This window comes from Flavivirga spongiicola, from assembly GCF_030540825.1.
GTDB classification, from domain to species: domain Bacteria; phylum Bacteroidota; class Bacteroidia; order Flavobacteriales; family Flavobacteriaceae; genus Flavivirga; species Flavivirga spongiicola.
On sequence record NZ_JAUOEO010000001.1, the window covers coordinates 1,620,945 to 1,635,460 of the forward strand.

Genomic DNA, 14,516 nt, shown 5'->3' on the forward strand with positions numbered 1-14,516 from the left:
TAAAATTGTTGTTATGGAAAAACCGTAAAATTTGAAATTTGAAAAACAATGAATATAATACTTAGAAAATTCGATGTTTAATTAATGAAATTTTTTACTTTGTTTGGAGTAACAAGTGTTTATGATGCTGGATTAGGTATTTCCTGATGCACTTTATCAACCTGCTCTAATACTTCATAACTTAATTCAACATGAATACTATCAATATTTTCTTTAAGCTGCTCTAAATTGGTAGCTCCAATTATAGTACTAGTAATGAAGGGCTGCTGATTTACAAATGCTAGTGACATTTGCGCCAAAGTCAAACCATGGTTTTCAGCTATTTCCAAGTAACGTCTTGTCGCATCGGCTGCTTGTTCTCCACTATATCTAGCAAACCTTGGAAATAATTTAAGTCTTGCATTATCAGCCGCATTGCCTTTAATGTATTTACCAGAAAGTACGCCAAATGCCATTGGTGAATATGCTAGCAAACCTACATTTTCTCTCAAAGCTACTTCTGCCAGATCAGTTTCAAATGTTCTGGTCAGCATAGAGTAGGCATTTTGAATCGTTATCACTTTAGGTAAATCATGCTTTTTAGATTCTTCTAAATAACGCATGGTTCCCCATGAATTCTCATTAGAAACACCAATATTTCTTATTTTCCCTTCTTTTATAGCGTTATCTAAACTATGAAGAATTTCATTAAAATTATCTTTCCAATTATCGTCATACTTATAGTCTCTTACCCCAAACCTATTGGTGTCTCGTTCCGGCCAATGTAATTGGTATAAATCTATATAATCTGTTTGCAATCTTTTTAGCTCTAAATCTATAGCCTCTTTTATCGCATTTGGACTGAATCCTGTTTTCCGAATATGTGCTGTATAATCGCCAGGTCCTGCAATTTTAGAAGCTAAAACAACCTTATCTCTATGACTCGTTTTTTGTAACCAGGCTCCAATAATTTTACTGGTACGTCCACTCATTTCTGCTGTAGCAGGTACTGGATACAACTCTGCCGTATCTATGAAATTAACACCTTGGTCTAAAGCATAATCCAATTGTGCATGCCCCTCTGCTTCTGTATTTTGGTTTCCCCATGTCATGGAGCCCAAACATATTTTACTAACTTTTATATTGGTATTTGGAAGTGTTGTGTATTTCATAGATTATATTTTTATCATTCCCGCGAAGGCGGGAATCTTTTTAATTGAAACTTCTAATTTTCTAGTGGATTCCTGCCTTCGCAGGAATGACAAGTCTTTTGAGTTTTTCAGACGAAGCACAAAGATAAAAAACCTTTCAGAATCTTATTATTCTGAAAGGTTTTTTAATGAATTCCTACCAAAGCAGGAATAACAATATGATTAATTCTCGTTTAGCAATTTAGACAGCTCATCTAATTTTGGTGTTAAAATGACCTCAATACGTCTGTTTTTTGCTTTGCCTACTGCTGTATCATTTGAAGCAATAGGAGCAAATTCACCGCGACCCGCTGCTGTTAAATTTTCAGGATTTATAGCCACATTTTCTCTTAAAATATTTACAATAGCTGTCGCTCGCTTGGTTGATAAATCCCAGTTACCACTTAATTGTGCGTTGCCTTTATAGGGTACATTATCTGTATGCCCTTCGATTAGGACCGCAATATCTGGATTATCACCAAGTACACTTCCTAATTGTTGTACGGCTCTTCGCCCTTCATTACCAACTGCCCAACTACCAGAACTAAATAATAGTTTGTTTTCCATAGACACATATACTTTTCCATCGCGTTGTTCTACCGTTAGACCTTTCCCTTCAAAATCTGTTAAAGCTCTAGAAATGGCATTCTTTAGTTGTGTCATCGCCGCATCTTTTGAAGCAATAACATTCTCTAATTCCGCTACTCGGTTTGATCTGTCTTCTAATTCTTTTTTAAGTTTTGCTAAACGCGCATTTTCAGCAGCTAAAGCCTGTTCTTTTGCTTCTAGTTGCGCTAATAATTCTCTATTCTTTTTAGAGTTTCTTGCTATGGCACTAGAGCTGTTTTTTTCTAAAGCATCATAGGAATTTTTCAGATTATCGTAATTAGATTTTGCTGCGTTATAATCTGCTTGTAGTTTATCACGTTCTTGAATAGCTTCATCAAAGGCTTTCTGAATTTGTTTCAACTCATTTTCTGCGGCATTTTTAGCACTTAAAAGTGCATCATTTTCACTAGAAAGTTTCCTATTTTCCTCCTTTAAAGCACCATATTTGTCTTCTAATTCTTTATATATTTTTGGTGACACACAAGACACTAAAAATGTTAAGGTCAGTACTGTGAATAAGATTTTTTTTATCATTCTGCTTGGGTTCATTTGTTATTTACTTATTTATAAAATGTGTTTTAATTATCTATTTCTACTAAAATTGGACAATGATCGCTATGTACAGCTTCAGAGAGTATAACGGCTCTTTTTATTTTTTCTTGTAATGGTTCTGCAACCATAGCATAATCTAATCGCCAACCTTTGTTATTCGCGCGGGCATTAGCACGATAACTCCACCAACTATATTGCTGAGTTTCTGTATTTAAATATCTGAACGAATCTATAAACCCACTATCAATAAAACTTCCAATCCATGCACGTTCGTCAGGTAAAAACCCAGATACACCTTTCATTTTAGGGTTATGAATGTCTATTTCTTCATGACAGATATTATAATCACCACAGATAACAAGATTGGGAAACTCTTTCTTGAGATTATTTATATAATCTTGAAATAAGTCCATATACTCTAACTTATGATTTAAACGAGCATCGTTCGTTCCAGACGGTAAATACAAACTCATAACGGATACCCCATCAAAATCAGCACGTATATTTCGTCCTTCAAAATCCATTGACTCAATATTTGTGCCATATTCTATATGCTTTGGTTCTATTTTACTTAAAATGGCCACACCGCTATATCCTTTTTTTTGAGCACTAAACCAATAATTATATTTGTATCCAGCTTCAACAAAAACATCCAAATCTAACTGCTCTTTCATAGCCTTTATTTCTTGTAAACAAATAACATCTGGATTTGCACTTTTTAACCAATCTACAAAACCTTTATTGATCGCCGCTCGAATGCCGTTTACGTTATATGATATAATTTTCATCTGTATATGGTTATTGTTTTTATTATTAGACGTCATTCCCATAGTAAAGATCCTGGCAAGTATCAAAATCTTTAATTATGTTTATTTCATCTAGCTAAAATAAATAATACGTTACTTTTACACCATCAAATAAAAATTTATTTTTATTTAGATTTCCTATTTACTGAAACAAGCTCAGCATTAATCTCAGGAAAGACAAATTTATAAGACGCCTTTAAATCGCCTTAAAGGTATTATATTCGTTATTACGGCAGATTTAGCGAATCATACTAACAAAATATTTTAAACTATTTGTAGTTTAAGTATCTAATGAAGTTTATTATATCAATTCTTATATTTTTAATTGGTTTTTGTGGATTTACTCAAGAGCCAACTTCAAACTATAAAACTATAAGGGTTGCTGTAAAAAATACTATTCGTATAGACAGTGTAAGTATAAATTCCAGTTCGTTTTCAATTAAACGAAAAGACCATACGATTATTGATTCTACATTCTATTCAGTTGATTTTGCCAAAGCAATTCTTACTTTTAAAAAGCTTATTGAAACAGATTCAATCATCATCAACTATTTAAGATTCCCCGATTTTTTAACCAAAACCTATCAGCAATTGGATGAAGCTATTATTGTTGAAAACAGTGATAACCTTGAAAAGCTATACAAACTATCGGAACCAAACGATTCTAAAAACTTCGTCCCTTTCGATGGTTTAACAACCTCGGGAAGCATCTCAAGAGGCGTCACTATCGGAAATAACCAAAATTCGGTTTTAAATAGTGAACTAGATCTTCAAATAACCGGAAAGCTTAATGATAAGGTTTCTCTTAGGGCATCCATACAGGATGCCAATATTCCATTACAAGAAAGTGGCTATTCGCAACGTTTAGATGAATTTGATCAGGTTTTTATTGAGCTGTTTAGTGACCGTTGGAATATTAGAGCAGGTGATATTGATTTACAAAATACCGATTCTTATTTCGCGAGTTTTTCTAAGCGTGTACAAGGGTTGTCCGTTAACGCCAAATTAGGAGATGAAGTATCTCAAACTAATTTATTTGCTTCTGGGGCTATTGTACGCGGACAGTTTACAAGAAGCCAGTTCACAGCCCAGGAAGGGAATCAAGGACCTTATAAATTACAGGGGCAAAATGGCGAATTATTTGTACTTGTTGTTAGTGGTAGCGAAACGGTTTATGTAAATGGTGTCGCCGTAAAACGTGGCGAAGATCAAGATTATATTATAGATTATAATGCGGGTGAAATTATATTTAATGCTACATACCCTATAACTTCCGAAATGAGGATTACTGTCGATTATCAATTTAGCGAACGTAATTATTCACGTTTTGTGGCTTATGGCGGTGGACGATTTGAAAGCGACAAGCTAAATATAGGTGTTTCTGTATATTCTGAAAATGATGCGAAAAGCCAACCTCTTCAACAAAACTTATCCGAAGAACAGATTCAAATATTATCTAATGCCGGTGATGATAGAAGCTTAATGGTAGCTCCTTCTGAAATTCAAGAAGCTTTAAATGAGAATAGAATTTTATACAAAAAAGAACTTATTGGTGGTGTTGAAGCTTTTGTGTTTTCTAATAATCCTGACGACACATTATACCGTGTCACCTTTACACAAGTTGGAACCAACCAAGGGGATTACATTTTAAGCAACACAACAGCTATTAATAATATTTACGAATTTGCTGGTGTTTCTCAAGGAAATTATGCACCCATAGTTCAATTAGTAGCGCCTACCAAACTTCAGATAGCTGTAATAAATGGAAACTATAAACCTTCAGAAAAAACGAGTATTAATTTTGAAGCTTCTGGTAGTAAAAATGATTTAAACTTATTTTCGAATTTAAATGATAATGATAACGACGGTTTTGCTGGAAAATTAAATATGGAGCAAAAACTCATCAAAAATGATAGCCTTTGGAGTTTAAGTGCTTTTGTCAACACAGATTATATTCAACAGGATTTTAAAACTATAGAGCGTCTATATAATGCAGAGTTTAATCGCGACTGGAATTTAGCCCCTCCATTAGGAAATCAAACCGTAACAAACTTAGGAAATCAAATTTTGTTAAACTCAGGTTTTCGAATTTTCCATCCTAAAAAAGGCACTATTGACTATCAATTTGAGCATTTAGGTTACTCTGAAAATTTTAACGGCAACAGACATGTTACCCATGTTAATTTACTTCTAAATAAGTTTAACATTTCATCTTATTCTAGTTTCCTAAATGCCAATTCTAACATAAATACCTCAACCTTTTTAAGGTCTTATAACCGTGTTACCTATAGCATGCAAAAAAGTTGGTTAGGAGTCAAATTAGCTATTGAGGATAATGAACAAAAAGATGTTTCAACTCAAACATTAACCCCTTTAAGTCAAAAGTTTAAATCCTACGAAATATTTGTTGGAGTAGGTGACAGCACTAAGGTTTTTGCAGAAATAGGTTATAAAAACCGAGTGAATGATAGTATCAGGAATAACGAATTACAAAAAGTGAATACTTCCAACACATTCTATTTAGATTCGCGATTGGTTCAAAACAAAAACACCAACCTATCTTTATATGCCAATTATAGAACTTTAAAAAGCGAAGATAGTGCTATTGAAAATGAACGTTCTATAAATTCCAGACTACAATTTAACCAAAAACTTTTTAAACAAATTGTACAGTGGAATACTATTTTTGAAACCAATTCAGGAACATTGCCACAACAGGATTTTACCTATGTTGAAGTTGAAGCAGGACAAGGTACCTATACCTGGATTGATTATAATGAAAATGGTATACAGGAGCTTGAAGAATTTGAAATTGCTCAATTTCAAGATCAGGGGAAATACATAAGAGTCCTTTTACCTAACCGGGTTTTTATAAAAACGCATCAAAACAGGTTGAGTCAAACACTCACAATTAACCCTTCTCAATGGGCTGTTAGTGAACATAAATCGAAAAAATTCTGGTCACATTTTTATAATCAAACCAGCTATTTAATTGATAGAAAAATAAAAAGAGATGGAAATAGTTTTGACCTTAATCCTTTTAAAAATAGTGAAGACAATCAACTAGGTCTACAATTAAACTTCAGAAATGTATTGTTTTTTAATAGAGGGAAACAACGTTATACAACCTCATATACATATCTTGACAATACAACTCGGAACATACTTTCAATTGGATTTATTGAAAACGGTTTAAAAAGTCATCAGTTTAATTTTAATCATAAAATTGCTGAAAGCTGGTTAATAAATATGCTTTCCTCTTTTAGTATAAATGAAAGTATTAGTGAGAATTTTGTAAGTAAAAATTACAATTTTGAAGAGACTCGACTAAATCCAAAACTATCGTACTTATTTAATGATAATTCTAGTTTTGATGTATTTTACCAACATGCAAGCAAAGATAACACCATAGGCGGTTTAGAGTCTTTAAAACAACAAAAGTATGGTGTTTCATTTACTTTGGCCAACAGTCAAAAAAGTGCTATAAATGGGGAGTTTAATTATTTCTCAAATGTTTATAATGGCAACCCAAACACACCTGTTGCTTATCAGATGTTAGAAGGATTACAACCTGGAAAAAACTTTACGTGGACTTTATTAGCTCAAAAAAAACTAACCACTTTTCTTGATCTTAATCTGAGTTATTTTGGGAGAAAAACAGAAACCAGTAAAACCATACATACGGGTTCTATTCAACTCAAAGCTTACTTTTAGAATTACTGTTTGAATACTTCTTCAAAAAGACACTAATTACACTAATTTGCACGAATCTACCCTCTATGCTTATAATTCTATTTCAATTTGTTATAAATCGAACTCAGGCTAATTAGTGAAAATTTGTGATATTCGTGTCCAACCTTTATTACTTATTAAGTATGTCTATATTTGTGTACACACACTTTTAGAATCGTAAATCATCTATTTTTTCAAAAACCGAAATAATAACCTTTACGGCTTCTACATAAAATTCTGTGTGTATGTTTTCATAATCATCTGTTGGTTCATGATAATCTTTGTGATCTTCTACTCCAAAGTATAAAAACGGAATTCCTTTCTTATAAAAGTTTACATGATCTGACGAATAGGTCCAATTCTCTAAGTCATCACAGCTATTATGCCCTGCTATGAGTTTAATTTTTTTGGAATGTTTATAATAGCCAACCGCATGTTTCAATTTTTTGTTGCGTTCTGTTCCAACTACATATAATTCGTTTTTTTCGCTCCTACTAATCATATCCATATTGATATTCACTTTTATGTTTTTCAATGGAACAATTGGATTCTTTATAAAGTATTTAGAACCTTGAAATCCTAATTCTTCCCCGTCAAATGCAGCTAAAATAACGGAATATTTTGGTGGATTATTTTTAAAATACTCACCAAAGCTAAATAGTGCACTTAACCCAGAGGCATTATCATCAGCACCATTATAAATGGCTCCATTTTTAATGCCTTCATGATCATAATGCGCACTAATAATTATATACTTACGTGGGTTTTTGGTGCCCTTTATTAATCCAAAAACATTTGTCGCTTTATATTCTCTTTTTTTCTTTTCAAACAAAAAACGTTGTTCATAGCTTTTTTCTAATGGTCGAATATTTAATGAATGAAACTGGTTAATTATATATTTTTTAGTTTTTAAGGCGCCTCTAGTTCCAGTTCTTCTTCCTTCAAAGGCATCCGAAGACAATGATCTTAGGTGTCTTAATACAGTCTCTTCACAAAACAAACTAACTTCTTTTTTACATGTTTGCGAATTAACATTTATATATATAAAGTGAAAAAGAAAAAATAGGACTATGAATTTTACTTTCATCTGTAAGATTTATTTTCTTAAATCTAAAAAAAAAAACCCAAGCATCAGCTTGGGTTCTTAAATTTTAAGATATAATTATCAAAACATTATGACATATTAGCTTTCATTAATTCTCTATTCATTCGAGCAATATTATCTAAAGAAATTCCTTTGGGGCACTCAATTTCGCAAGCACCTGTATTTGTACAATTACCAAAACCTTCCAGATCCATTTGAGCAACCATATTTTGAACACGATCTGCTGCTTCTACCTGTCCTTGAGGTAATAATGCGTATTGGGACACTTTAGCTCCTACAAACAACATTGCAGATGAATTTTTACAAGTAGCTACGCATGCGCCACAACCAATACAAGTAGCAGCATCCATAGCTTCGTCTGCTGCATGCTTTGAAATAGGAAGTGAATTTGCATCTTGAGTATTTCCAGAAGTATTTACAGAAATATAACCTCCTGCTTGTTGAATACGCTCAAAAGCCATTCTGTCTACTACTAAATCTTTTATTACAGGAAATGCTGCTGCTCTAAATGGCTCAATCGTAATGGTATCGCCATCTTTAAACATACGCATATGTAATTGACAGGTTGTTATGCCTCTATCCGGACCATGAGCTTCCCCATTAATATATAAAGAGCACATCCCACAAATACCTTCACGGCAATCGTGATCAAATGCTACAGGTTCTTCCCCGGCATTAACTAATTGTTCGTTCAAAACATCCATCATTTCTAAAAAAGACATATGTTCTGAAATATCAGTAACTTTATAATCGACCATTTGACCCTTTGCATTTGAGTCTTTTTGTCTCCAAATTTTAAGTGTTAAATTCATTTTTTTAGCTTTTGGTTGTTAGTTGCTCGTTGTTAGTTCTTTCTATAAACTAATAACTGACAACCATCAACTATTTGTACGAACGTTGTTTTAGTTCAATATCTTTAAATTCTAATTCTTCTTTATGTAAAACCGCATCAGCAGGTTCGCCTTTATACTCCCATGCAGAAACAAATGCAAAATCTTTATCATTACGTTTCGCTTCTCCTTTTTGCTCTCCGTCTAATTCAACGGATTCTTCTCTAAAGTGACCTCCACAAGATTCTTCTCTTATCAAAGCATCTTTAGCAAATAATTCACCTAACTCTAAGAAATCGGCAACACGACCAGCTTTTTCTAATTCTGGATTCATTTCATCTGCGCTTCCCGGTACTTTAACTTCCTTCCAGAACTCTTCACGAATGGCTTTAATTTCGGCCATAGCTTCTGTTAAACCTTTTTCATTACGCGCCATTCCTACTTTATCCCACATGACTTTTCCAAGACGTTTGTGGAAGTGATCTACAGATTTTGTTCCTTTGTTATTGATAAAGAAATCTATCCTATCTTTCACTTCTTTTTCAGCTTCATCAAATTCCTTAGTGTCAGTTGGTATTTTTCCTGTTCTAATATCATCAGATAAATAATCACCAATAGTATAAGGCAGTACAAAATAGCCATCAGCCAAACCTTGCATTAAAGCCGAAGCTCCAAGTCTGTTTGCTCCATGATCTGAGAAGTTCGCTTCACCAATACAATACAATCCATCAACAGTAGTCATTAAGTTATAATCAACCCAAACACCTCCCATTGTATAGTGGGTAGCTGGATAAATCATCATAGGTGTTTTGTATGGATTCTCGTCAACGATTTTCTCATACATTTGAAATAAGTTTCCGTATTTCGCTTCAACAATTGCTTGTCCTAATTCGTATATTTTTTCTTCAGAGGCATTTGCTATATTTTGAATTTTAGCTTGCTCTTTTCCATAACGATCAATCGCAGCAGCAAAATCTAAATAAACAGCTTCACCTGTGGCATTTACTCCATAACCAGCATCACAACGTTCTTTTGCAGCTCTTGAAGCCACATCACGAGGAACCAGGTTACCAAATGCCGGATAACGTCTTTCTAAGTAATAATCTCTATCTTCTTCAGCTAAATCAGTCGGTTTTAATTTACCTTGCTGAATGGCTTGAGCATCTTCTATTTTTGCTGGAACCCAAATACGTCCATCGTTACGTAAAGATTCAGACATCAATGTTAATTTAGACTGATAATCTCCCGAACGTGGAATACATGTTGGGTGAATTTGTGTATAACACGGATTTGCGAAATACGCTCCCTTTTTATGAATTTTCCAAGCAGCAGTAGCATTACTTCCCATAGCATTTGTTGATAAGAAATATACATTTCCGTAACCACCAGTAGCTATAACAACAGCATGTGCCGAATGTCTTTCTATGTCACCCGTAATTAAATTACGAGTTATAATACCTCTTGCTTTTCCGTCAACCTTCACAACATCAAGCATTTCGTGACGGTTAAACATTTCAATTTTACCACGTGCAATTTGTCTATTCATTGCAGAATAAGCACCTAGTAATAATTGCTGACCAGTTTGTCCTTTAGCGTAGAATGTTCTGGAAACTAAAACACCACCAAATGAACGGTTATCTAATAACCCACCATAATCGCGTGCAAAGGGAACTCCTTGTGCGACACATTGATCAATAATATTTCCTGATACTTCTGCTAAACGATGCACGTTTGCTTCACGAGAACGATAATCACCGCCTTTTACAGTATCGTAAAATAATCTATATGTTGAATCTCCATCACCCTGATAATTCTTAGCAGCATTAATACCTCCTTGTGCAGCAATAGAGTGCGCCCGTCTTGGAGAATCTTGATAAGCAAATGCTTTTACATTATATCCTAACTCTGCTAAGGTCGCGGCAGCTGAACCACCTGCTAAACCTGTTCCTACTACAATAACATCTATATGACGCTTATTAGCAGGGTTTACTAAGTCTATATGATTTTTATAATCTGTCCATTTATCTTTAATTGGACCTTTTGGTACTTTTGAATCTAAAGCCATACTTACTATTTAAGATTAATGGTTAAAGTGATGAAAAAGAGCAATTATTATAAAGCCTAGAGGAATAACAATTGAATATACTTTTCCAAATGTTTGTAATGCTTTTTTACGTCCAGCTGTAACTCCTACCGATTGGAATGCCGATGTGAATCCGTGCAATAAGTGTAATGCTAAAAGTATAAATGCAACCACATAGGCACCTACTCTGGCTGGATTTAAAAACTTGTGTTGCAATTCGTGGAAATATCTAAAACTTCCATCATGCATTCCAGTCATATCCCCCTGAATGTATTTAGTATTTATCTCTGGAAACCAGAAATCTATAAAATGAAGTACAATAAAAGCTAATATTGCAAGCCCGCTATAAATCATATTTCTACTCATCCAAGTAGAGTTTGCAGCACCATTATTTTTGGCATATGCAACGCCTTTCGCTTTTTTGTTTTTAAGTTCTAATACAAAACCCATTAAAAAATGAAATACAACACCGAAAATTAAAACCGGCTGTAATGCAAATTGAACTAAAGGATTTGTTCCCATAAAATGAGATAGCTCGTTAAAAACATCTTCACTGAATAGAGATGTTATATTTACTGCTAAATGTATTATTAAAAAAAACATGAGGAAGAAAGCAGAAAGTGCCATAGCAATCTTTCTTCCAATCGAAGATTTAAAAAATCCACCCATTATTTTGAAGTTATTTTGTGTTTTGACAAAGGTACATGAGGTAGCAGTTTTAGACAACTAACATATGTCATGTTTTTGCTATTTATAATGATTTTAAGTTACAAAAATAGTCTATTTTATTATTAAAGCTTGTTTCTCAGAACCAATTTGAATGTAGTATGTTCCTTTTGGCATATAATACTTACCATTTTTAGCCTTATTAATATCTATATCAGAGTTTTCTTTAAGGAGTGCTTTTCTACCTTTTTCGGTTAGAGTTAAATCATAACTTGTATCGTTATACCCTTTATCTGCATTCACTTTAATTTGGTTAAGTAAAGCGTTTTTTCCAGAAAATATTTTTATGGTTTTTTCTTTGGAAGTATTTGAATAGAACGCAACATCTACTTTAGGTTCAAAGGCTTTACTCCATTGATTTGAAGTATTGCCCCAACGAGATGAATATCTTATATCTTTAACTTTAAAAAACGTTATAGCTTTTGATTGCATGTTGTCATTCATCTGCTGAAGCATTGCTATATCTGTTTTGTAAATACTTCTTCCGTGTGTTCCGAGTAATAAATGTTTAGCATCGGGCTGCACAACTATATCGTGAATAGCAACATTTGGTAGCCCCTTACTAAATGCCTCCCAACTTTGACCTCGGTTAAACGAAACATAAGCACCATTGTCTGTTCCTAAGTATAAAATATTCTCGTTTACAGGATCTTCCTTAATCACGTTAACTGGAGATGCAGGAATGTTGGAACCAATATCTTTCCATGTTTCCCCATAGTCATTGCTCATATAAACATATACTGTAAAATCATCCCAACGATAGCCATTTAAGGTGACATAAACGCGCTCTTTTTTATGCTGTGATGCCACAATTCGACTTATCCAAAGGTCTTTTGGTAATGCGTTTGAAATAATCTCCCAACTTCCACCACCATCTTTAGTGACCTGAACTAATCCGTCGTCGCTACCTGTATAAATCAATCCGAATTGAAAAGGAGATTCGCTAATAGTTGTTAATGTTCCATAGGCAACATTCCCTTTTTTCCCTCCATTGGTGAGATCATCACTAATGGCCACCCAATCGGTTCCTTGATTCATTGAACGCATTAATTTATTACCGCCTAAATACAAAATATCTTGATTGTGCTGCGACAATAAAATGGGAGTTTGCCAATTAAAACGATACGGTTTCTCTCCCAACTCATGTTTTGGTTGGATGTAAGTTTGTTCTTTGGTTTTTAAATTGAGTCTATGATAATTTCCGAATTGATACCCTGTATATACAACATTGTTATCTCTATTATCAATTTGAACCTGCATACCGTCTCCACCCATAATACTTTTCCAGGGGTATTGTCCTCTTTGATGCCAGCTTTTATCCTCACGAGCATTATTTGCACCAACCCAAACCCCATTATCTTGTAAGCCTCCATAGATGTTATATGGTTTCGCGTTGTCTACATTTATAGAATAAAACTGACCAACAGAATTAGCATTGAGTTTTTCCCATGTTTCACCATCATCGTAACTCATGTTTAATCCACCATCATTCCCATTTATTAAATGTCCTGGTTTTTTAGGATTTACCCACAATGCTTGATGATCTGAATGAACATTTTCTCTGCTTATAGAGGCAAAGGTTTGTCCACCATCTTTAGATTTCAAAATAGGAACTCCCAAAACATAGATTCCTTTTTTATCTTGAGGGTCAACTCTAATTTCTCCAAAATAATATCCATAACTATAATATAGACCATCAATATAATCATTATGTGTTTTTTTCCAACTTACCCCACCATCTTCACTTTTGTAAACTTCAGCGCCAATAACAGGTGTATCAAATAGCATAGTATTAGCATTTTCAAGATATTTTGCGAGATCAATTGGTTTTACATTGCCACCTCTTACCATTTGCTTTATATTTTCTGCTCTATATTTTTCTTGAAACCCATTCGTTTTTAAAAATCCGTTAAGTTTTTTATTATCAAGTTCAAGAAAGGTTTCTACCGTCATTGTCTTAAAATCGGCTTTAGTTAAACCATCTTTTTCTTCTTTTTTTGCTTCAGGAGCTCTCCGAAATTGACTATCATGTAAGGCATAAATAATGTTGTCGTTAAAAACAGCTAAGCCAATTCTACCAACCCCTTGACCAGTTGGAAACCCACTTTTTTCTGTAGAAACTTTAGCCCATGTACTTCCTGCATCTGTACTTTTGTATATTCCGGAATTATTCCCACTGCCATCAAAATTCCAAGCTTTACGATCTTTAGTCCATGATGTTGCAAACATGAGATTAAAGTTACCTGGACTACATTGCACATCAATGATACCACTCATATCATCTACAAATAATTTTTGCATCCATGTTTTCCCACCATCCATTGTTTTGTAAATCCCACGTTCTTGGTTTGGAGAATATAAATGCCCTGTGACGCCAACAATAACTTCATCGGGATTGTTTGGATTAATTAAAATTCGGCCTATGTGATGTGAATCTTTAAGTCCCATATTTTGCCAGGTCTTTCCATGGTCTGTAGATTTTAAAATTCCAATACCTGCATAACTAGATCGAGACGAATTATTTTCTCCGGTTCCTACCCAAATAGTTTTGTTTTTCCAATCGACAGCAATATCTCCTACGTTTTGAGTATTTGATGTGTCTAGTATTGGATTAAAAGTAATTCCGTTATTTTTAGTGTACCAAACACCTCCTGATGCGTATCCAACATAGAATTCGGTTGGGTCATCCGGATTAACAGCCACATCTGTAACACGACCACTCATAATCGTTGGTCCAATATTGTTAAAAGCAACATTTTTTACTAATGATGTTTGAGTAAGTTTCTCTTTTTTGATTAGGGCATCTTCTATTATTTTTGAAGATGTTGCGGGTTGCTGTGCAGATATTTTAAAAAAAGAAAAAACAAAAAGTAAGAGGAGAATTTTAAATTTCATGTTGATCAG

Annotated in this window: 9 protein-coding genes; 1 reads left to right on the forward strand and 8 read right to left on the reverse strand. The window is 33.8% G+C overall.

All coding sequences use genetic code 11. The features are described from left to right. Positions 1-119: 119 nt before the first annotated feature. From Q4Q47_RS06305 to Q4Q47_RS06315, 3 genes are all read right to left on the reverse strand, one after another. Positions 120-1,151: an NADP(H)-dependent aldo-keto reductase gene (locus Q4Q47_RS06305; protein WP_303305801.1), complete on the reverse strand. Its 1,032-nt coding sequence runs from the start codon at positions 1,149-1,151 to the stop codon at positions 120-122. A gap of 201 nt (positions 1,152-1,352) precedes the next feature. Then, a complete protein-coding gene (locus tag Q4Q47_RS06310) occupies positions 1,353-2,312 on the reverse strand; it encodes an OmpA/MotB family protein (protein ID WP_303305802.1) in 960 nt (319 codons plus the stop codon). A gap of 44 nt (positions 2,313-2,356) precedes the next feature. Continuing rightward, positions 2,357-3,118, reverse strand: a complete 762-nt coding sequence (locus tag Q4Q47_RS06315; RefSeq protein WP_303305803.1) for an exodeoxyribonuclease III — start codon at positions 3,116-3,118, stop codon at positions 2,357-2,359. Between the two features lie 309 nt (positions 3,119-3,427). Here Q4Q47_RS06315 and Q4Q47_RS06320 point away from each other — a divergent pair, with 309 nt between their 5' ends. Then, positions 3,428-6,850, forward strand: a complete 3,423-nt coding sequence (locus tag Q4Q47_RS06320; RefSeq protein WP_303305804.1) for a hypothetical protein — start codon at positions 3,428-3,430, stop codon at positions 6,848-6,850. A gap of 187 nt (positions 6,851-7,037) precedes the next feature. Here the strand turns inward: Q4Q47_RS06320 and Q4Q47_RS06325 are convergent, their stop codons facing one another. The 5 genes from Q4Q47_RS06325 to Q4Q47_RS06345 all read right to left on the reverse strand — a co-directional run bounded on the left by Q4Q47_RS06325 (position 7,038) and on the right by Q4Q47_RS06345 (position 14,507). Next, the gene (locus Q4Q47_RS06325; RefSeq protein ID WP_303305805.1) at positions 7,038-7,955 is read right to left on the reverse strand and encodes a M28 family peptidase; all 918 of its coding nucleotides are present in this window, start codon (positions 7,953-7,955) and stop codon (positions 7,038-7,040) included. Positions 7,956-8,041: 86 nt separating this feature from the next. Then, positions 8,042-8,785 (reverse strand): succinate dehydrogenase/fumarate reductase iron-sulfur subunit, encoded by a 744-nt coding sequence (locus Q4Q47_RS06330; protein ID WP_303305806.1) that lies wholly within the window; start codon positions 8,783-8,785, stop codon positions 8,042-8,044. Between the two features lie 70 nt (positions 8,786-8,855). Further along, positions 8,856-10,868 carry a fumarate reductase/succinate dehydrogenase flavoprotein subunit gene (locus tag Q4Q47_RS06335; RefSeq protein ID WP_303305807.1) on the reverse strand — a complete coding sequence of 671 codons (2,013 nt, stop codon included), beginning with the start codon at positions 10,866-10,868 and terminating at the stop codon, positions 8,856-8,858. A gap of 15 nt (positions 10,869-10,883) precedes the next feature. Next, positions 10,884-11,555 (reverse strand): succinate dehydrogenase cytochrome b subunit, encoded by a 672-nt coding sequence (locus Q4Q47_RS06340; protein WP_303305808.1) that lies wholly within the window; start codon positions 11,553-11,555, stop codon positions 10,884-10,886. 111 nt (positions 11,556-11,666) lie between these two features. Beyond that, the gene (locus Q4Q47_RS06345) at positions 11,667-14,507 is read right to left on the reverse strand and encodes a beta propeller repeat protein (RefSeq protein WP_303305809.1); all 2,841 of its coding nucleotides are present in this window, start codon (positions 14,505-14,507) and stop codon (positions 11,667-11,669) included. Positions 14,508-14,516 lie beyond the last annotated feature (9 nt).